At 57.7% G+C, this 20,599-nt stretch carries 19 protein-coding genes; all 19 read right to left on the bottom strand.

The window, feature by feature from the left end; translation table 11 throughout:
* Positions 1-374: 374 nt before the first annotated feature.
* Entirely contained in the window at positions 375-1,115 is a 741-nt protein-coding gene (locus tag GX839_02835; protein ID NLB04403.1) for a hypothetical protein, read from the bottom strand.
* Positions 1,116-1,453: 338 nt separating this feature from the next.
* On the bottom strand, positions 1,454-2,251 hold the full coding sequence (locus tag GX839_02830) for a thiamine pyrophosphokinase (protein NLB04402.1): 798 nt from the start codon (positions 2,249-2,251) through the stop codon (positions 1,454-1,456).
* Positions 2,252-2,255: 4 nt separating this feature from the next.
* Positions 2,256-2,987 (bottom strand): ribulose-phosphate 3-epimerase, encoded by a 732-nt coding sequence (gene rpe / locus GX839_02825; GenBank protein NLB04401.1) that lies wholly within the window; start codon positions 2,985-2,987, stop codon positions 2,256-2,258.
* 17 nt (positions 2,988-3,004) lie between these two features.
* Positions 3,005-5,140 (bottom strand): Stk1 family PASTA domain-containing Ser/Thr kinase, encoded by a 2,136-nt coding sequence (gene pknB, locus GX839_02820; GenBank protein ID NLB04400.1) that lies wholly within the window; start codon positions 5,138-5,140, stop codon positions 3,005-3,007.
* An 11-nt stretch (positions 5,141-5,151) separates the two neighbouring features.
* Positions 5,152-5,901: a Stp1/IreP family PP2C-type Ser/Thr phosphatase gene (locus GX839_02815; protein ID NLB04399.1), complete on the bottom strand. Its 750-nt coding sequence runs from the start codon at positions 5,899-5,901 to the stop codon at positions 5,152-5,154.
* Between the two features lie 162 nt (positions 5,902-6,063).
* Positions 6,064-7,449 (bottom strand): 16S rRNA (cytosine(967)-C(5))-methyltransferase RsmB, encoded by a 1,386-nt coding sequence (gene rsmB / locus GX839_02810; protein NLB04398.1) that lies wholly within the window; start codon positions 7,447-7,449, stop codon positions 6,064-6,066.
* A gap of 12 nt (positions 7,450-7,461) precedes the next feature.
* On the bottom strand, positions 7,462-8,091 hold the full coding sequence (locus GX839_02805; GenBank protein NLB04397.1) for a zinc metallopeptidase: 630 nt from the start codon (positions 8,089-8,091) through the stop codon (positions 7,462-7,464).
* A gap of 73 nt (positions 8,092-8,164) precedes the next feature.
* The gene (locus GX839_02800) at positions 8,165-9,106 is read right to left on the bottom strand and encodes a methionyl-tRNA formyltransferase (GenBank protein NLB04396.1); all 942 of its coding nucleotides are present in this window, start codon (positions 9,104-9,106) and stop codon (positions 8,165-8,167) included.
* Positions 9,103-9,627, bottom strand: a complete 525-nt coding sequence (def, locus tag GX839_02795; protein ID NLB04395.1) for a peptide deformylase — start codon at positions 9,625-9,627, stop codon at positions 9,103-9,105. Before def ends, GX839_02800 begins: the two co-directional genes overlap by 4 nt.
* A 70-nt stretch (positions 9,628-9,697) precedes the next feature.
* On the bottom strand, positions 9,698-11,974 hold the full coding sequence (priA, locus tag GX839_02790) for a primosomal protein N' (protein NLB04394.1): 2,277 nt from the start codon (positions 11,972-11,974) through the stop codon (positions 9,698-9,700).
* Between the two features lie 31 nt (positions 11,975-12,005).
* The gene (gene ispG / locus GX839_02785; GenBank protein ID NLB04393.1) at positions 12,006-13,085 is read right to left on the bottom strand and encodes a flavodoxin-dependent (E)-4-hydroxy-3-methylbut-2-enyl-diphosphate synthase; all 1,080 of its coding nucleotides are present in this window, start codon (positions 13,083-13,085) and stop codon (positions 12,006-12,008) included.
* 2 nt (positions 13,086-13,087) lie between these two features.
* Complete coding sequence (gene rseP, locus GX839_02780) at positions 13,088-14,413, bottom strand: RIP metalloprotease RseP (GenBank protein NLB04392.1); 1,326 nt, start codon at positions 14,411-14,413, stop codon at positions 13,088-13,090.
* A complete protein-coding gene (locus tag GX839_02775; protein ID NLB04391.1) occupies positions 14,410-15,672 on the bottom strand; it encodes a 1-deoxy-D-xylulose-5-phosphate reductoisomerase in 1,263 nt (420 codons plus the stop codon). Before GX839_02775 ends, rseP begins: the two co-directional genes overlap by 4 nt.
* Before the next feature lie 4 nt (positions 15,673-15,676).
* The gene (locus GX839_02770) at positions 15,677-16,597 is read right to left on the bottom strand and encodes a phosphatidate cytidylyltransferase (GenBank protein NLB04390.1); all 921 of its coding nucleotides are present in this window, start codon (positions 16,595-16,597) and stop codon (positions 15,677-15,679) included.
* A gap of 22 nt (positions 16,598-16,619) precedes the next feature.
* On the bottom strand, positions 16,620-17,324 hold the full coding sequence (gene uppS / locus GX839_02765) for a di-trans,poly-cis-decaprenylcistransferase (protein ID NLB04389.1): 705 nt from the start codon (positions 17,322-17,324) through the stop codon (positions 16,620-16,622).
* A 40-nt stretch (positions 17,325-17,364) separates the two neighbouring features.
* Positions 17,365-17,928, bottom strand: coding sequence for a ribosome recycling factor (frr, locus tag GX839_02760; GenBank protein NLB04388.1), 564 nt, complete (start codon positions 17,926-17,928; stop codon positions 17,365-17,367).
* A gap of 83 nt (positions 17,929-18,011) precedes the next feature.
* Complete coding sequence (locus GX839_02755; GenBank protein NLB04387.1) at positions 18,012-18,710, bottom strand: UMP kinase; 699 nt, start codon at positions 18,708-18,710, stop codon at positions 18,012-18,014.
* A gap of 130 nt (positions 18,711-18,840) precedes the next feature.
* A complete protein-coding gene (tsf, locus tag GX839_02750; GenBank protein ID NLB04386.1) occupies positions 18,841-19,491 on the bottom strand; it encodes a translation elongation factor Ts in 651 nt (216 codons plus the stop codon).
* A gap of 35 nt (positions 19,492-19,526) precedes the next feature.
* The gene (gene rpsB, locus GX839_02745; protein NLB04385.1) at positions 19,527-20,321 is read right to left on the bottom strand and encodes a 30S ribosomal protein S2; all 795 of its coding nucleotides are present in this window, start codon (positions 20,319-20,321) and stop codon (positions 19,527-19,529) included.
* Between the last annotated feature and the right edge of the window lie 278 nt (positions 20,322-20,599).

Genomic DNA, 20,599 nt, shown 5'->3' with positions numbered 1-20,599 from the left:
TAATCCCGAAAACTGACGGCGGGCTTGGGGATTGTCGCTTCAATTGACTTTTGCGGGCAGATCTCCTCTTTGGCGCAGGCGCATGTCTCAAAAGCCATCAACTCGATCCCGGATTGATCCAGAAGCCTGTGGAGTCGGCGCCATCGGCAGGGTCTTTGCGCTTCGGACAAGCCCTCCACAAGGCCTTTTCCAAGTGAAGGCGATCTAAACCATTTTGAGCGAGGTTGGAATCTCTTTTCCACCCTTGATCTACGTGAACTTAACCGAACCGCTTCTACCCGCGAAATCCAAAGCACAAAATGCCGCTTGCCAAGCGTTGGCAAGCGGCTTCTTTTAACCACAGGATTATTGGATGTCTGCTTCTTTGGCCTTCATTAAGGAAGAAGTGTTGCCAGTTTCTCTTCAACCCTGTACAACGCACCCCAAGCATAAGCAGACTCGGCTTCCGACCAATCCGATTCATCAAGCGCATCGATCTTTGCCGTCGCTTCAGCATACTTCGCCAAATAAGCATCATAATCGGCCTCCATGGCCTCGCTGTAGGGTGCATCCTCATACTTGATCATAAAAGCGATGTATTCATCGATGAAGGCCTCGAAGCTTTCTATTGCCTCCTGGAGTTCTGGTCTGATTCCCGGAATTGGTACGCCCGCTTTACTGGTTTCAACGGGTATTTCCTGGACTGTTGTTGTGGGCACTGTCGTCGTGGGCGCTGTCGTTTCTGCCACGGTTGCCTTTTCCGTTCTGTCTGGTTCTTTCGTCTCAGCCGGAGCCTTCATCTCGATCGACATGGCATTTTTCCTGCATTCAAGCATCAGGAAATATCCTGCTTCGTTGTAGGCGGAATAAGAATCATCGCTCCAGATGCTGTCGTTCACAAAACCCTGTTCACGGCACGCATCGACGTAAGAATCATATTGATCCCTTGAGATGTTCCTCAATCTGACAAGAATTCCGGTAGCTGTTTCCCATTCGAGCGTTCCGACAGTTGACTCTGGCACGGGCAGCAGGCTGGCGATTTCACTTTCGGGCCAACGAAATTCTGTCTGAGATACGGTGGGTACAACAGTTGGACTTGTTCTTCCACCACAACCGGCTACAATCAAAGCGATCATGGCAACGATCCATGCCAGGGCCACACCCCTGGGGGTGATACTGTGACCTCTCATTTCCTTACTCCTTATACGACTCCGTTCCCTTATTTCACCTCTTTCACCTGTCACGCCAGCAGCTGCTCCCTCTGCGTCACCCGCAGAGGGAATCCCTCAAACCCCAAAGCTCAGTATCGGTGAAATCAGGCGCAAGCTGTTGACTAATTATGATTAAATATTTTAGCATATTTCACTGAATAAACTGTGATTGGTCGGATCTAATCCGGCGCTCATGCCATCGCAGCATGCGGGAATATTCGGCGGTCTGCATTGTTATTTACGATGTCACTGTGGATAAAGGCCTAAAGGTCCTCCGGAAAAGTATAGAACAGCACAACTCCTGCTTTCAGCCTGGCTGTCACCTGCAAAGGATACGGGCCACTTGCGCGGTTACTCAGGGCAAGCGAGCGGCCCATGGGGAGCCGGACGCCGTCCAGCTCCCATTTCAATCCATGGAGGCAGAGGCCATCGACCTCATCGTCCAAAGGCAATGCGGAAAAAAGAAAGCGCTTGCCAGGCACCTTTGCCCGGGCGCTGTCAAAACAATCTGCCGGAAATACCGGGTCAGCCGTTACCGGACCCTTGACGATGCGGCCCAGGGTCAAACCGTCGGTGAGAAAGACCGTAGCGCCGCGGACTGCAAGGAGGCGGGCCAGAGCTATGTTGGCCAGCTGGTGGTCAACACGCTCCCCGGTGTAATTCAAAAAAGCATAGGACTTGCCGGTCAGATCCCCTGCTTTTTCGAAAGCAAGGTAAAGGGCACGGCCATCCGGTTTTGAAAAAGCAGGATCCTTCAGGTCCTGATCGCAGGAAAGCAGGACAGCGGCTGCTGTCGCAAGTTCCCCATCCGTAAAGTCCTTGTCCCTGGAAAGCTCGACCCTGACCGTATCAGTGGAAAGATTTTGTAACGCCTTTTCGGAAATGGAGTCATAGTCTCCGACCAAAAAATCCGGAGTAAAACCCAAGTCCATGAGAAGGTCCGTCCCGCCGTCAGCAGCCAGGATTAGTCTGGAACGTGAAATCGTCCACGAAGCGAAAAAATCGAGCCTGCTCCCCGATCCCGCCAGGGCGATCAGGGCATCAAAAAAGATCGGTGACATGGTATCAGAGGTGCGCCTTGGCGCCCCGGATGATCCGGCGAAGTTCCGCTGCCGCATCAGCCGGTGATTCCTGGTCGAAGATGGCGGAACCAGCCACGATCATGTCGGCGCCGGCCCTCACAATATCCGCCGCATTGTCCCGGGTGATGCCGCCGTCTACTTGGAGCCGGACCGGATAAGCCGCTTGATCGATCAGGCGGCGCAGCTCCCGGATCTTGTCCATGACCTGAGGAATAAAGGACTGGCCGCTGAAACCGGGATTGACTGACATCAAAAGCACCATGTCCAGATCCGGCATCAGCCAGCGGATTGACTCCAGGGGAGTCGCGGGGTTGAGTGAAATCCCTGCAAAGCAGCCCAGCTCCCTTATCCGGGCCAGGGTCCGCTGGGCATGGGGCAGCACTTCCGCGTGAACCACCAGGGTGGCAGCCCCCGCCTCCGCGTACTCGGCAAGCAGGTCATCGGGATTGGTCACCATGAGATGGACGTCCAAAGGCAGGTCGACGTGTTGAGCCAGATCTGCGATCACAGGAGGGCCGAAGGTCAGGTTGGGCACGTAGTGGCCGTCCATGACATCGCAGTGAATCATGTCGAAGGACGGGCCGAGCCGCTTGACCGAACCTGCCAGATCTGCCAGGTCGGAGGCCAGGATGGAAGGGCAAAGCAAGGGTGCCGAGCGGTCCAGAAAGGCAGCCCGCTTCTTATCTTCTTGTGACTTTCCCTGCTTGACCGCCATCGTGTGCTTTCTCTTGTCTAGGGTTCAGGCTCCGCCTCTGTCGTTTCAGAGCTTGTCGTGGTCGTTGTTGTCGTCGTTGTCGTTGTCGACGCGGTGGTCGTGGTGGTTGTGGCAGTCGTGGTGGTCGTCGGATTTCTGTAGGCCTCCAGATCCGCCGCCGAGCCAAAGGTCAGGATTACGCCGTCTTCCGGCCTGAACCGTATGCCCGGTTCAGGTTTCTGTTCGATGATGTAGATATTTACCCTGTCCTCGGCCTTGTTGGGGTCCAGGCTGGTGGCCGGATTCCATTTGACCATTTGGTATTTGGCGACCCGCAGCGGCTCCAGCTCCTCCATGGCCCTGGCGAAGGTCAAGCCGCGTACTTCGAGCATGACGGCCTCTTGAGGAACGGTAGTCGGGTTGAGGTAGTCGTAAAGGTTTTTGGCCGTGCCGACCGTGATGACCACCAGGGTGTTGGGCGGATACTTGCCGCCCGCCTCAGGCGACTGCTTGATCACATACTTATCGTTGTCCGGAATGGTTTCCCCTGTTATCGATGTCTCGCCGCCAAGAAGGAGTGAATTCTCCTCCAGCAGGGCCAGCGCCTGATCGTAGGGCAGCCCCTGGAGTTCGGGCATGACAACAAATTCAGGTCCCGTGCTGTAAAAAAGCTCGACGGTTGAACCCTTGGGTGCCAGTTCGCCGGGCGCGGGCTCAGTACGGATCACGATGTCCTTGCCGACCGTGGCAGACACCTCCGGCGTAAACTTGACCAGAAATCCCTCGGTCCTCAGCTCAATATCGGCGATTTGGAAAGACTTGGAAACCACGTCAGGCACAACAGCAAAGTCCTGCCCAAGAGAAACGAAAAGGGTCAGGGTCACATCCTGCGGTTCAATTTTCAGGGTGCCGTCCGATTCGGGGTCCTGACGCAGGACGATGTCCGGCAGGACCGTCTCGTTGACCTCATACTTAATTTCAATGATCATGCCGGCGCTCTCCAGCATCTCGAGCTGGTTGGCAATATCTTTAATGTCCTTGCCCTGGAAATTGGGCAGGACAATCTCAGCCAGATCGGTATCATCGGGCTCGCCGGGGGCAAAATGGCGGACCAGCCACACGGTCAGGAGTGCCAGCAGGAGTACGGCCGCAACCACAACGGTGATCGCGATGGCTGTGTCACGGTAGCGCGAAGAACGCCTTTTGTTGAAAGTCCGTTCAATCTCCTTGATTCTTCCGTAATTGGATTCTCCGGTCTGGGCACTTAAGGCCGATGTCGAGGACGTTTCCCACTGCGCAGCCGTTTTGGGGATCACCCCGTAAACACCGTCGGGTTCGATCATGAAAGCATCGAGCTCGTCGACAAATTCCCGGGCTGTCTGGTAGCGGGCGTCCGGATTCTTCTGAATGGCGCGGAAAACAATGCGGTCAAGGGCGGGCGGCAGGGAAGGAACGTAGGTCGAAGGGGCCGGAGGGACTTCCTGCAGGTGCTTGATGGCAACGGCAACGGAAGATTCCCCGTCAAAGGGCAGCCTGCCCGTCAGCATCTCATAGAACATGATGCCCAGCGAGTAAAGGTCCGAACGTGAGGTCACCTGGCCGCCTCTGGCCTGCTCCGGTGAGAAGTAGTGGACTGAGCCCATAACCACACCGCCTGTCAAGGTGATGGTATTGGTGCTGGAGGCGCGCGCGATACCGAAGTCGGTCACCTTGGCGACCATGTCCCGGGTAATCATGATATTTTGAGGCTTGATGTCGCGATGAATCACTTCCCGCCGGTGGGCGTGTTCCAGAGCCAGGCCGATCTGGATCAAAAGGGGTGTAGCCAGCCGGTAATCAATGGGCCCCTTGCGGCGGATAATGTCTTTCAGGGTTGTCCCCTCCACGTATTCCTGGACGATGTAGCGCACGCCGTCATAGGATCCGTAATCCAGGACCCGGACGATGTTGGGGTGGTCAAGGCTAGCGGCTGCCCGGGCTTCCGTTGCGAAACGGCGGACAAACTCAGGGTCGTTGGCCAGTTCATCATGCATGACCTTGACCGCGACCTGCTGGCCCGTATTGCGGTCATCCGCCAGATAGACGGTCGCCATTCCTCCCTGACCCAGAGTCCGGATCACGCGGTATCGGTCCGCGATCACGGTACCCCGGCCAAATGATTGTGACGGTATCATTCAAACCTCCTTCAGGCGAAAACGACAATGACAGTCACATTGTCGGGGGCTCCCGCCTGCAACGTTTGTTCAATCAGTGACGACGCCGCCTCATCAGGTGATCCGGCATGGCGCATGGTCCTGGCGATGGCCTTCCGGTTCAGGATCCCATGCAGGCCGTCACTCGACAGAAGATAACGGTCTTTGGGGCGTAAGTCAACATGGGTGATTTGCGGCTCGACATATTCAGGGTAACCCAGGGCCTGCGTCAAGACGTGGCGCCGGGGATGGGAAACGACTTCACTCTCTTCCAGGGAGCCGGATGCGACCATCTGGCTGACATAGGTATCATCCCGGGTCAGCTGTTCCAGCTCCCGTTCCCTGAACATATAGCAGCGGCTGTCACCGATGTGCGCCACATAGCAGCTTTGCTCATAAAGGGCCATCAGGGTCAGGGTCGTCCCCATGCCGGTATTATCGGGGTCTTCCAGCGAGGTCGTATAGACCTTGATGTTGGTCTTTTGCAGGGTATCCGCCAGGATGGATTTGACTTTTTCAGGGTCATTGACCGCGGGCAGCTGTTCTCTCAAAAAGGACACCGCATAGCTGATCGCGGTCCTGCTCGCCAGTGCCCCGTTCTTGTGCCCCCCAAGACCGTCGGCAATGGCAAAAAGGAGTGGCCACATTCCCTCAGGGGCATCCATGATGTAGCTGTCCTCATTGCGGTCCCGGACAAAGCCCTGATGCGTCATCCCCGAAAAAATGATTGAATGATCCGCCATGCCCTTATCCTTTTTTGCAGGAATCGGTCCGATTCACTGCCTGCTTCATCAAAACCCGGCAACCCGGATACGCCTTCAGAAAAGACGCCCTGCAAGGCGGCTGGAGTTTCAACCCATCGTGTGATTCTAGCATTTTACCCACTTTTAGGCAATATTATGCCCTCAGGCCGGCTTGCGCCTGAGCCTTGCAATGTAAAAGCCATCCGTCTGATCCCGGTGAGGCAGGAATTGAACCGTCCGGGGCAGGCGTTCTGACAGGGGCGGCGCCAATGCGCCTGCCAGCGCAGCTTCAAGATCCTCTTTCAGGTCTTCAAGTTCGAAGGCCTCTCCTGCCTTCGAGTTCAGGAAACTTAGGATTTGCTCTTCATTTTCTTCCGGGTTCAGTGTACAGGTAGAATAGAGCAGGCGGCCTCCCGGCGCGACTGCCAGGGAACCGCTTTGAAGAATGGCCTGCTGGAGCGTCTTGAGGCGGTTGATGGATTCCAGTTCCACCCGTAACCTGATCTCAGGGCGCTTCTGAAGAAGACCCAGACCGCTGCAGGGTACATCGCAGATCACCCGGTCAAAAAATCCGGCAAAATCGGCAGAAGGCAGGGAAGCGTCATGGACCCGTGTTTTCACAAAAGTGTGCCCCAGCCTTTCCAGCGTTTCTTCGAGCAGGGCGACTCTTTCAGGCGTGACATCACAGGCGGTCAGGACTCCTGAACAAGCGGCAAGCTCTGCCAGGTGCCCTGTTTTGCCGCCCGGGGCAGCACAAAGATCCAGGATCCGGTCGCCTGGGCCTGTGCCTGACAGAATACCCGCCATCATGGCCGGCTGTGACTGGACGGTGAAGAGCCCCTGCCTGTACCCATCGGTGGCTGCAACACTGCGGCCTTCTGCAGTCATGGCGTAGGCGCAGACGGGCCAGGCCAGCTTCTCCGCCTTGAAGGAAGCTGCCTCTTCGCCTGCCAGCCAGTTGTCAAAGGCCTGCTTTTTGCAGGCGTTGAAGCGTACAGCAAGGCAGGAAGGCGGCTCAAGCGATGATCTTCCGATAGCCAGGGCGCTTTCCCCGCCATACCAACCGGCAAGCAGATCATAAAGGAGGGGCGGCAGGCCTGCCTCCAAGGCCTCCCGGTATTCACCCGAAGGCTCGGGACGGCTGCGGGCCAGCCGGCGCAAGACTCCGTTCACGAAGCCCGTCGCTTTCTCCCCTGCCAGCAGGCGCGCCAGGCGGACACTTTCATCACAACTTGCGGCTGCTGTCGCCTGGTAGGAGAAATAGAGCTGCCAGACGCCAACTCTCAAGATGGTCCGCACCCAGGGGTCAAGTTCCTGAAGAGGGCGCGACAAGACGCATGCCAGATCATGGTCAATCAGGGGGAGCCGGGAGAGGGTGCCAAAAATCAAAGCCGATGCGAAGGCGCGGTCACGTGCATCCAGTCCGGGCGCTGATAAATGCCAGCCAGCACTTTCGTTGGAAAAAGCCTCTTCTTCCAAGACCTGGAAAAGAACTTTTGCAGCGGCGAGACGGGCCTGGCCGGGCTTTCTTTTCGAAATCTGCCTCATGGCCACCCCGGTTCAGCTTCGCTTTCGTGAACCCGCCAAAGCACTGACGCGAAAAAAATAGAGGACAGAGGTCAGGGCTGACGCGACATAGGTCAAGGCAGCGGCAGCAAGCACGCGGCGGGCTCCCTTGATTTCATGGGGAGCCAGGATACCTGTCTCCGCCAGGAGGATGAGCGCCCGGTGGCTGGCGTTTATTTCAACGGGAAGGGTAATCAAATAGAAGAGGACCGCTGCGGCAAACAAGGCGACGCCCACCTGAACCATTATTTCGGAAAGAATGGCAAAGCCCAGACCGACAATATAGGGTCCGGCCATGGATCCGATGCTGGCGGGCACAAGGAGGGCCGAGCGGATTCTGTTGGGCTGGTAGCCATCCCGGTGCTGGATGGCGTGGCCCGTTTCGTGTGCTGCCACCCCAATGGCCGCGATGGAGGCCGTTTTGTAAGTCGCTTCCGACAAGCGTATCTTTTTTTCCCGCGGGCTGAAGTGATCGGAGAGGCGCCCGGTAACCTGCTCTACCGCGATCTCTTGCAGCCCATTCTGATCAAGCAGGCGCCGGGCAGCTGAGAAGCCGGTGTGGCCGGTACTGGAAGCGACACGGTTGTAGCGCCAGAAGTTCAAGCTCACCCATGCTTGAGCCATCAGGCTGAGCGCGATGCTGATCAAAAAAGGAAGATATCCGGTAATGCTCAAGCACTTCCCCCTTCCAGGCAGGTCACTTTGTGGCGGGAGGGCCAAAAACAGCCCCTTCGGTAAAGTTGTGGGAACAGGTGACACAGGACATGGGGCTTCCTGACTCGGCCTGAATTTCAAGAATTTCGACCGCACCTTCCCTGCACAGGATAATCATCCGTTTGCCGATGAGGCGGAGCCGGCCCGGGATACCCCGGTCCATACTGTTCTGAAAAACCTTGGCCCGAAGCAGTTTATACCTTTTCCCATCAAGAAAGGCGAAGGCACCGGGCCATGGATTCATGGCCCGGATGTGATTGTGAACCATCTGTGCCGGCTGGTCAAAATCCACCTGGCCGTCCGCCTTTTTCAGCAGACGGGTGATGGTTGCCCGCCCCTCATCCTGGGGCTCCGGTATCAGCTTGCCCGCCAGGTAGGGGCAGATGCTGTCCGCGATCAATTCTCCGCCCAGGCGGGCCAGAGCCAGATTGAGTTCACCGGCGTCCAGACTGTCAGAGAGGGCCATGCGCCTTTGGGCGATGACCGGTCCCGTATCCAGCCCCTCATCCATCAGCATCAGGGAAACACCTGTTTCCCTGTCGCCGTTCAGGAGGGCGGTCTGGATGGGTGAAGGGCCCCGGTAGCGCGGAAGAAGGGAGGCATGCAGGTTGAGGCAGCCCCTTTCGGGAATCTCCAGAATAGAAAGCGGCAGGATCTGTCCGAAGGCTGCCGTCAGGATAAAAACAGGGGCCAATTCTTTCAGCTTGCCGATAAAGGCCTGATCCCGGCAGTCCGCGGGTTTCAAGGTCAGGACTTCCCTCTCCTCGGCCCAGATGGCAACGGGTGAAGGTTTGAGTTTTTTCCCCCGGCCGCAGGGCCGGTCGGGCTGGGTCACGATCAGCACGGGAAGAAAATTGGCTTCTTCCAGCCGGTCAAGCACAAGGGTTGAGAATTCCGGCGTTCCCATAAAGACGAAAGGAGTCACAGGGTCACTCCTTCCGTATCTGCTTCTTCCTCCGCCGGTTCTTCCATGCCCGGCAGTTCGTCCAGGGCGCAAAGCGGAATCTGGGAATGGCGGCGGAATAAAATGCCGTCCAGATGATCGTTCTCGTGACAGATGCAACGGGCCGCCAGACCCTCCGCCTCCAGCTCAAAAGACTGGCCCTCGGTGTCGAAGGCCTGGACCCTGACCGTCATGGGCCGCTTGACAATTCCAAAAAGACCGGGGAGCGAAAGGCAGCCCTCCGGCCCCTCCTGATCGCCGTCCGTCTCCAGGATCCGGGGATTGATAAAGACCCGGGGACCCTCTCCGTCGTCCAGGTCCATAACAAAGATCCGGCGGAGCACACCGACCTGAGGCGCGGCAAGGCCGACCCCATCGCCGTCATACATGGTCTCCAGCATATCGTCGACCAGGACGCGTAATTTGTCATTAAATCGCGACACCGGGCGCGCCCGCTTATTGAGCGCCGGATCGCCTTCGACAAGTATTTTGCGCAGCGCCATGCCCTGCCTCCTTCTTTTCCTACAATCTTATCACAGGGAACGGCCGTAACCGGGGAGCAGGCGGTACCGGCTACAAGGTCGACCAGGGGTCCATGTCAATGACCAGGGATACTTTGCTGGTGCGCTTCATCCGGTCAGCGGCATGAAAAAGAAGGCGTGTCAGGGTTTGTGCGGACGGATCGCGGGCAATGATCCGGAAGCGGTACCTGTTCCTGACTCTGGCGATGGGCGAAGGGGCCGGCTGAGTCACCAGGATCCGCCCGAACATTCCGGGATGGGCCCCGGTAATGGCGGTTACCAGCCTGTGGTAGGCCCAGGCGGCGTCTTCGGCCGCTTCCCGATCGAAACTCCTGAACTCTGCCAGACCGATGTGTCCAAAGGGCAGGTAGCCCATCCGTCTGCGGAAGATGATCTCCTCTTCATAAAAAGATTCATAGTCCTGGCGGGCCGCAGCCCGGATGACGAAATGGTCGGGCTGCAGGGTCTGGATGATGACCCTCCCCTGCTTTTTTCCCCGCCCTGCGCGGCCGGCGGCCTGGGTCATCAGCTGAAAGGCCTGCTCTAGCGCCCTGAATTCACCTGTCCCCAAAAGCTGATCGGCTGAGAGAATGGCCGAAAGGGTTACGTTGTGAAAATCGTGGCCCTTGGCGATCATCTGCGTTCCAACCAGGATATCCGCCCGGCCCGATTCAAAAGCATCCAGCAGTTCCCGGTGGGAGAAGCGGCCCCGGGTCGTGTCCTGATCCATTCGGAGCACAGAAGCCCCCGGGAATTGTTCTGCGAGCGCTTCTTCAACCTGCTGGGTGCCGATACCCAGGGAGGCGATCTCCACGCTTCCACACTCGGGACACAGTTTTGGAACAGGGCTGATACGGTCGCAAAGATGGCAGACCATCCGCGCAGGCACTCCTGCCGGACCGTAGGGGTTGAGATGGGAAGTCAGGGCAATATCACAGGAAGGGCAGCGCATCTGCCAGCCACAGGTCCGGCAGACTGCCGTGCGCGAAAAACCGCGTCGGTTCAGAAGGATCATGGCCTGCTCGCCCCCTTTCAAGGTCTCCTCCATGCATTCAAGGAGGGAGCGGCTGAAAAAGGACAGGTTGCCTCTGGCAAATTCGCGGCGCATGTCGACGACCTCGACCTCTGCCAAACCCCTCTCCCCGATCCGGTCAGGCAGGCAAAGAAGCGAGGAAGGGCCTTCCAGCGCCCGCCGATAACTTGCAACCTGAGGCGTTGCTGATCCCAGTACAAGGACTGCCCCATTTAAAATAGCCCTGATCCGGGCGATATCGGGCGCGTAGTAACGCGGTTTCATTTCAGCCTTGTAGCTGGACTCCTGCTCTTCGTCGATCACGATCAGGCCGATGCTTTTCAAGGGAGCAAAAACAGCCGAACGGGCGCCGACAACGATGGGGATCTCCTGGGCCAGAACCCGCCTCCAGGTTTCATAACGCTCGGCCGGGGTGAGCCGGCTGTGGAGAATGGCTACTCTTTGGCCAAAACGGGAGGTCAGGCGGCGTGTCATCTGAGGTGTCAGAGCAATCTCGGGTACCAGGATCAGTACCTGCCTGCCCCGGTCCAGAACCGCCTGGGCTGCCCGCAGGTAGACTTCCGTCTTTCCGCTCCCCGTGATACCGAAAAGGAGAAGTTCTTTGAGCTTGCCGGGCTGTGCCGCTCCGGCCGCTTCCCTGATGGTTTCAACTGCCTCACCTTGTTCCTTGGTCAGGACCGGCGGCTGGTCAGAGCCGGTATCCTCTGCGGGGAGCTGGCGCTCCTGCCTCTTTTTGAAAAGGGTCAGGATTCCCTTTTTCGCCAGGGCAGATATGACGCTTTGAGAAACACCGGCGGCCTGCCGGATCTCCATGCAGGGAGCCGACTCGTGTTCCAGCAGGAGTTCGATGACCCGCACCTGCTTCATGCTCCTCAGTCCGTCCGAATCGAGCAGTTCCGCCGCCTCTTCAGGGTCGGACAGGCGGGCGGCCAGAACAGACCTGCCCCTGGCGGAAAGTACCGTAGGCGGCACCATGGCCTTGAGCGCATCGGCAGTCGAGCAATAAGTGCGGCGCCGCATCTCCAGGGCCAGTTGGAGCTGTTCTCCCGTGACGACCGGCGGACCGGAAACAAGTTGATGAATTTCTCTGATTGAATCCGCTGGAACCCCTTCCGGCAAGTCATCCAGGAGTTCGACGACAAAAGCGCGTACGGGCTGCCTGCCCGTACCGAAGGGCACGAGGACAAGCGAACCCCGTATAAGCTGATCCTCAAATTCCCGGGGTATCCTGTAGCTCCAGGGTTTGTCAATCGCGCGGGGGGCGTCGGCCAGTACAACCTGGCAAAAAAGTGCCATTCATCGGCCTCCTGTTTTGTTCCGGCAAGTGTCAGCCGCCGGACTGCTGCTCCTCCAACAGGCGGTCAATCTCCTCCATCAGGGCGTCTACCGCCTGATCCGCCTTGACCTTGCGGATAACTTCTCCTTTTCGAAACAGAACAAAAGAATCCCTGCCGCCCGCGATTCCGACATCCGCCTCGCGTGCCTCACCGGGTCCGTTGACGACACATCCCATGACTGCCACCCGCAGGGGGAAGTCAATCCTGGAAAGACGGCGCCCCACCTCTTCTGCCACCTCGATCAAGGGCACTTCCGTACGCCCGCAGGTGGGACAGCTGATCAGAACCGGCCCCCGCTGACGCAGGGACAAGGCGCCCAAAATAGCGTAGGCGGCCTGCACCTCTTCAACCGGATCCGCCGTCAGCGACACCCGGATGGTATCGCCGATTCCCTCCGCCAGAAGGCTTCCGATCCCCACCGCCGAACGGATGATTCCCTGATTACCCCTCCCCGCCTCAGTCACGCCCAGGTGAAGCGGATAAGGACTTTGCTCGGACAGGAGCCGGTAGGTTTCGATCATAAGCAGAGGCGATGAGGCCTTGGCAGACAAGACTATGTCATGGAAATCGAGCGCTTCCAGCTGACGGCAGGCGTCCAGGGCTGCACGGGCAAGTACTTCAGCGGTGACTCCGGCCGGACCGATTTCCCTGCGGCCCAGGGAGCCGGCATTGATCCCGACCCGTATGGGAATGCCGTGGTCCCTGGCCTCGGCGACAGTCCGGGCCAGGCCCCGGGGATCTTTCATATTGCCCGGGTTGATCCGGATCTTATGGGCCCCCGAACGGATGGCCGCAATGGCCAGCCGGTGGTCAAAATGGATGTCAGCCACGACAGGCAGGGGTGACCTGGAAGTAATCTCCTTGAGGGCGCGGGCTGCCTCCTCATCCGGTACGGCAAGGCGGACCAGCTCACAGCCTGCCAGCGAAAGTTCCCAGATCTGGGCCAGGGTAGCCTCGACGTTCCGGGTGTCGGTCGTGCACATGGATTGGACCGAGACGGGGGCGCCTCCCCCGATGGTGACGCCGCCGACATTGACTGGACGGCTCACTTTTTTCTGCCTGTCGCCCATCTCTACCATCCAAAAAGCCTGACCAGATCAAGGGTGACGACGGCCACCCCAAGCACGATGAAAAAGATCAGGCCCGCCATGCCGGTGATCGACTTGAATTTTGCCGACAGCGGTTTGCGACGGACGGCTTCCACACCGAGCAGGAGCAGGTGGTTGCCGTCAAGGGGCGGGATGGGGAGCAGATTCGTGAAACCGATCGCCACAGACAAAAGACCCAGCAGTGTCGCCAGGTTAGCGGCCGTATCGCCCAGGGACCGGCCCTGCTTGACCGTGTCAGCCGCCATGCTGACAATGGCGATGGGGCCGGCGAAGCTGTCCCTGACCCCGATCTTGCCCGCAAAGAGCATGCCGATGCCGCGTACGGTCGTCCGGAAAACTGAAATGGGGTAACGGACCCCCTGACTGATCACAGACTCCGCCTTTTTTGACAGAGTAAGCACCAGGCCGAGCGGCAAATCGGCTTCAATAATGAGGGGGCTGATTTCCAGGGAAAGCGGTTTTCCCTTTCGGATGATCTCCAGGCGGATGGCCTTTTCTCCTGAAGCCAGGATGGTTTCCGTCACGCGATCGGTGTCGCCGAAGGGAATCCCCTCGATTGTCAGAATCTGGTCGCCCGGCAGCAGGCCGGCCTCCCCCCGGTCGGCGTCGGGATGGACCGAAACGACCAGGTGCTGGTCGCCCTCCGTCTGGTAAGTGATGCCCAGCATGGGGCGGGGCGGCGCCTTTGCCGGCAAGACAGTCTCCAGACCCTTATCGCCGGTTGCGGTCCGGTAGCCGATCAGCCAGGGGTCGCCGGCATCGTGATTCATCTCGGCTATGGTCAGATCGAGCGCTGTCCGGATGCGGGTACCATCCAGAGAGGTGATGGTATCACCTGCCTTGATCGAAGTTCCGGCCATGAGGGTATCAGGGGGGATGGCCCCCACTTTCGGGATGACTGCACCTTTGGCGGTAAAGAGGATGATGAAGACCACAAAGGCGGTCAGGAAGTTGAGGGCAGGTCCCATGGCAATCACGATGGCCCGCTGCCAGCGCGGACGATTCTCAAACAGATCGGGGTCTTCCCGGTCATATTCCAGCGCCCCATCCGTCTGACCTTCAATCTCCGACTCCTCGCCCGCAAAACTGACTGAAGCCCCGAGTGGGATGGCCTTGATGTTATAGCGGATGCCCTTTTTCTCCCGCTCAAAAAGCACGGGTCCCATAAAAATGGAGAATTGGTCGATTTTAAATCCGAAAGCGCGCCCTGCAAGGAAGTGGCCAAGCTCGTGGATCACCATAATCAGGCCCAGGATCAGCACCCCGGCCAGAATGCCTAAAAAAGTCATAACTGCTCCCGTTCAATCTTCGATAGAGAACCGGCCGCCCTGACATGAGCCGTCACGCGCCGGTGCTGGCTCATCATAGCATCAAAGGTTGACGCTTTTATGGCGGACAAGTGGCTGAAATCATCAAGGGCCTGCCTGACCAAGTCAAATATCGAGGTGAAGGCAAGTGATCCATCGAGAAAAAGGCTGACTGCCGCTTCATTGGCTGCGTTTAAGACCAAGGGCATCAGGCCGCCGCTGTCATGGGCCTGGCGGGCCATACCAATAGACGGAAAAAGATCTTCATCGACGGCCTCAAAAGACCAGACCGAGCGCCCGGAAGAAAGCAGATCCAAAGGCGGATGTGCGCCCTTGTCCGAGCGCCGGGGGAAGGTCAGGGCAAAGCGGATGGGGAGTGTCATGTCAGGTTCGCTGATCTGAGCCATAACCGACCCGTCTGCGAACTCAACCATGGAGTGAACCATGCTCTGGCGGTGGACCACCACATCGATAAGCCGCTGATCCAGATCAAAGAGCTGGCAGCCTTCGATCACTTCAAAGGCCTTGTTCATCAGGGTGGCTGAATCGATGGTTATTTTTCCGCCCATGGACCAGGTGGGGTGTTGCAGGGCTTCTTCAGCCGTGACCCGGCGGAGCGCTTCAGCTGTTCTGCCATGAAAAGGACCGCCTGAACAAGTCAGAATAATCCGCCTGACACTCTCTTGGGGAGCCCCCAGCAGGCACTGCCAGATAGCGGAATGTTCACTGTCTACCGGCAAAATCCAGCCGCCTGACAAGGTGGCGAGGCGCTTCACCTCTTCTCCTGCAACCACCAGGCTTTCTTTGTTGGCCAGCGCGATCTTCTTGCCCGCTGATGCGGCGGCCAGAACCGGTTCCAGCCCGGCGAATCCGGTGATGGCTGCCATGACCGTATCCGCATGAGGCCAGGCCGCGGCCCGTACGGCGCCCTCCCGCCCCAGACCGATCTCTGCAGGCTCCTTGACCCCCAGCTTCTTCAGGCGCGCCAGCAATTGGCCCCGGGCGGCCTCATCAGCAAGACTGACAAAATCGGGATCAAAAGCTGCAATCTGTTCGGCCAGCCTCTCGACATTGCGCCCGGCTGCCAGCGCCGCGATCCGGAAACCTTCCTCGGCTGCGACCGACAGGGTCTGTCTTCCAATGGAACCCGTCGAACCGAGAACCGTCATGACCCGGGTATCGGGTATTGGCTGGTCAAGCCGCACGGGCAAAACCGGGTGGCGATCAGATCCGCCCTTCATGGCCTTAAAGGATGGCTCCTGCAAGGATGGCCAGCAACAGCATGGCGGGCAGGGCAGTGAAGATGCTGTCAAACCGGTCCGAGATGCCGCCATGCCCCGGCAGCAGGGCGCCGAAATCCTTGATGCCGCACCAGCGCTTGAGGGCCGAGCTCTGAAGGTCGCCCAAGCTGGCAGACAAGCTCATCAGGACCGCTGCGACTGTGGCAAAAGCAAAACTGGCGCCTGTGGCGTAACCCGTCCGCTTGCCGATGACAAGGGGAAAATAGATCAGGTAAAGGGCAATGGTTCCGACAACCCCCCCCATCGTTCCCTCCCAGGTTTTGCGGGGACTGATGGCCGGGGCAAATCGCATGCGGCCCAGGAATCTTCCCGCAAAATAGGCACAGGTATCCGATACCCAGGCGGTCAGGATGGCGAGGACAAACCAGTGCCAGCCGTAGCGGCAGCCGTACAAAAGAGCAACTGAAGCCGCCAGCGGCACCGCCGAAGAGAATACAATGGCCGTCATGGCCAGGGTCGAAGGCAAGAGCTCCACTCCCTTGCGCCACATCTGAATCAGCGAGATCATGGGCAGAATAAAGAGGGCCAGGAGGGCAAAATAGCCGAAAATCTTCGGCGCGATCAGGGTGTTGACCGATGGATCCAAGGTCCAGGCAATTCCCCGGAGAAAGGATCCCCTCGAAATTCCCAGAAAAGACAAAAGACCGAGCAGGACGGAGGTCACCGCAGCCGGGAGGGGGGTTACCTGGGGCAGGCGAAGCCGGACCGCCTGGCCTTTTTCGAAAGCGCTTAAAAAAGCAACTGCAGCCAGGAGCACCAAAGGCACCACCGGGGCCCAAAGCCCGGGAACAATGAAGACGATCATGATTCCCACGTAAATGGCGGCGGTGATGACCCGGACGGTCAATTCATCGATTTTTTTCATAGGCTACTCCCCTGGTCTCCTGTCAGATGCCGCCGAAACGGCGCTGGCGTGACTCGAAATCCAGCAGAGCCCGGTCCAGCTGCTCGGCACCAAAGTCAGGCCAAAGACATTCTTCCATATAAAGTTCCGTATAAGCCGACTGCCAAAGAAGAAAATTGGACAGTCTGGATTCCCCGCCGGTTCGTATCAGCAGCTCGGGCTCCGGGACATCCGGCAGGTAAAGAAAGCGGGCAAAAGATTCCTCGGTCAGAGGGCCACTGCTGATTTCAGCTGCCGCTTTTTGCGCGGCTGAAACAATTTCCCTTCTTCCGCCGTAATTGAAGGCGATGATCAACTGGAGTCCCGTCCTGTCCCTGGAGGATTTTTCGGCCTCCTCCATGGTGGCCAGGACTTCGGCAGGCAGAGTGTCCCGCTCCCCCATAAAGCGGAGCCGGACTCCTTCCTCCTCCATCTCCTTCGCATATTTTGTGAAGTAGTGTGAAAAAAGGCGCATCAGGGAATTGACTTCTCCCCGGGGCCTGCGCCAGTTCTCGGTGGAGAAAGCGTAGACCGTGATGTAGCGGATTCGTCGCTCCCCGCACAAAATGCAAAGTCGGCGCAGATTTTCCGCCCCTTCGCGGTGGCCAAATTCCCGTCTTCTCCCCCGTGCCTCCGCCCAGCGCCCATTGCCATCCATGATGACGGCCAGGTGCCGGACTCCTTTTTCTTTCGATTGCTCTTTTTCCATGATCTCCGCAGCAGGCGGCAGCGATTTTCTCAAACGCCCGTCAGATTTCCATGATCTCTTTTGTTTTCCGCTCGACTTCCTGATCAATTTTCTCGATGTAGCGGTCGGTTATCTCCTGCATCTCCTCACCCAGGCTGAAAGACACGTCTTCTGAAATCTCCTTGTCCCGCAAGAGGGCCTTGAAGTGGTCATTGGCCTCACGCCGGATGTTGCGAATCGATACTTTGGCGTCCTCACCGCGCCTCGCAACCTCGCGCGTCAGGTCGTGACGGCGCTCCTCGGTCATGGCCGGAAAGACCAGCCGCAGACAACGTCCGTCGTTGATGGGATTGATTCCCAGGTCGCTTGCCTGGATAGCGCGTTCAATTTCTTTCAGCATGTTGGCGTCCCATGGCGTAATCATCAGCATCTTTGCCTCGGGAACCTGAATATTGGCGATCTGCTGCAAGGGTGTCGGCACACCGTAATAGGGAACGGTAATGGGATCGAGGACATGCGGATTGGCCCTCCCCGCGCGCACAGTGCGCAGTTCAGTTTCCAGCACATTAATCGATTTTTTCATCTTTTCTTCGAACTCGTTCAGCGTCTGTTCGTGAATATCCATGTTCACCATGATCTCATCCTCCTTGGCCCTGATTAACTTTATTGTACCTATAGGGTGGCTTGACCGGCTTCAGGCAGTTCATTTCAGCCCACAAGGGTCCCGATCGGCTGATCCCCCGCAGCCTTCAGGATATTTTGCGGATCGATTCCATTGAAAACAATGAGTTTCAGGCCGTAATCCCGGCAAAGGGCAGCGGCAGTCGCATCAATAATAGCCAATTCCCGCTCAAGAATGTCGGTAAAAGTCAATTCTTTTTGCAGCACCGCGTCGGGGAAAAGCTTGGGATCTTTATCATAGATACCGTCAACCAGAGTCGATTTCAGGATGACATCAGCCTTGATCTCAGCTGCCCTCAGAGCCGCGGCAGAATCTGTTGAAAAGAAAGGATTCCCTGTGCCTCCCGCGAAAATGACCACCCGTCCCCGCTCCAGATGGCGCCTTGCCGCAGCGGCATTCATGGGTTCTCCCACCGTCGGCATGGGAACCGCCGACATCAGCCTTGCGACCACACCTGCCTCCAGAAGCGCGCTGTCAAGCGCGATGGCGTTCATGACGGTCGCCAGCATGCCGATCTTGTCCGCTGACATCCGGTCCATGCCCTGGCTAATCCGGCCCCGCCAGAAATTGCCGCCACCCACGACCACGCCGACTTCGTGACCCTCCTGGCACAGCCGGCCAATGACCGAGGCGTAAAGCGAGAGTGTTTCAGGGTCAATCCCGCTTCCTGATCCGCCTGCCAGCGATTCACCCGACAGCTTCAGCAGCAGCCTTTTGTATTTCATGCCCCATCCCTCGCTTTCTTGCAAAAAGCCTCCTGTCTCCTGAGCCATTATCTCACAAATCAGGCGCTGCCCAAATTTTTTATATAAGAAAGAGAGCGCAGCGCGCCCTCTCTCCCAATCCCGGCCCTGGTCACTTTTTCAGCTGAGCCGCGACTTCCTCTGCAAAATCCTCGTTCTTTTTTTCCAACCCCTCGCCCATCTCGTAGCGGACGAAACGCCGCACCTTGATGTTCTCGCCGATCTTGCCGATCAACTCCTTGATGAGCTGCTCACAGGTCATACTGTCATCACGGATATAGGCCTGCTCCATCAGGCAAACATCCTGGAAGTATTTTTCCATCCGGCCGTCGACGATTTTTTCAATGATTTTCTCCGGCTTGCCAGACTTAATGGCCTGGGCGCGCACGATGTCACGTTCGTGGGCAATCACTTCCCCGGGAACGTCCTCCCGCCTGACGTAGAGCGGGTTCATGGCCGCCACCTGCATGGCCATGTCGCGGACAAGCTTTTTGAAATCTTCATTTTTGGCGGCAAAATCCGTCTCGATATTGACTTCGATCAGGACACCGATCCGTCCGCCCTCATGAATGTAGGCATCGACAATCCCCTCGGCGGCAATTCGGCCGGCCTTTTTCTCGGCAGCGGCCAGATCATTCTCCCGAAGCCATTTGACAGCGGCATCGTAGTCACCCCCGGACGCTTGAAGGGCCTTCTTGCAGTCCATGATGCCGGCTCCCGTCATCTCGCGGAGCTCTTTAACCATTTGCGCGGTAATCTGCATCTTATTCCTCCATTCCCGGATAAGTCCGGTTGTTCTTATGCTTGGCCGACCAAGTCCTCGACGGACTCTTCAGTCTCTTCCTGTCCTTCCCCAGCCGGCGCGCTTTCCTCTTCAACCGCAGCTTCGACGTCGGGGATCTGGACTTCATAGCCTTCCCTGCCTTCGATCACAGCATTGGCCATGACACTGGTGATCAGCTTGATGGCCCGGATGGCGTCATCGTTGCCCGGGATGACAAAATCGACTTCTTCCGGATCACAATTGGTATCGACGATGGCCACGATGGGGATGCGGAGCCTTCGGGCTTCAGCCACTGCAATGTGCTCCTTTTTTGTGTCAACCACAAAAATGCAGGACGGCAGGGATTGCATATCTGCCACGCCCCCCAGATTGCGCTCCAGCTTTTCAAGCTCCAGCCGTTTAGAGGCGATCTCTTTTTTCGGCAGACCCCGCCAGGCATCGCTTTCACTTTGCTCACGGAGTTCGTGAAGCCGCTCAATGCGCTTTTTGATGGTCTGGAAATTGGTCAGGGTCCCGCCCAGCCATCGGTTGTTCACATAGAACATGCCGCAACGGGCCGCCTCCTCGCGGATGGCGTCCTGGGCCTGCTTTTTGGTCCCGATGAAGAGCACCGTTCCGCCTCTTTTGGCGATTTCGTTGACAAACTGGTAGGCCAATTCGATCTTCCTCATGGTTTTTTGAAGATCGATGATGTAGATCCCGTTGCGCTCCGTAAAAATATAGGGAGCCATTTTCGGGTTCCAACGGCGGGTCTGGTGGCCGAAATGCACGCCACCCTCAAGTAGATGTTTCATGGAAACGACAGCCATAATTCCTCCTGTTTTTACCTCCGGTGCCCTCCATTCCCCGCCTTTACGGGCAACAGGAGTAAGGCACCGTGCGTTTTCCCCGACGATCATAACACAAGAAGAACCGGCCCGCAAACAAAGGTACCCATGGGACGCTTCTAGGATAAATGACAAAGACAATATGGAGTGACCCCCGCGATTGTAAGGTCGCGGGTTTATCCGTAGTCTTAGCTGTAGAAACAAGGACAGCGGAGATTACCGCATACAATGGGAGGTCACCATGGAAAGTATAGTTTTTG

It is taken from the genome of Fastidiosipila sp., assembly GCA_012511175.1.
Taxonomy (GTDB): Bacteria; Bacillota; Clostridia; order Saccharofermentanales; family DTU023; genus UBA4923.
This window is presented reverse-complemented; position numbering and strand designations above follow the sequence as displayed.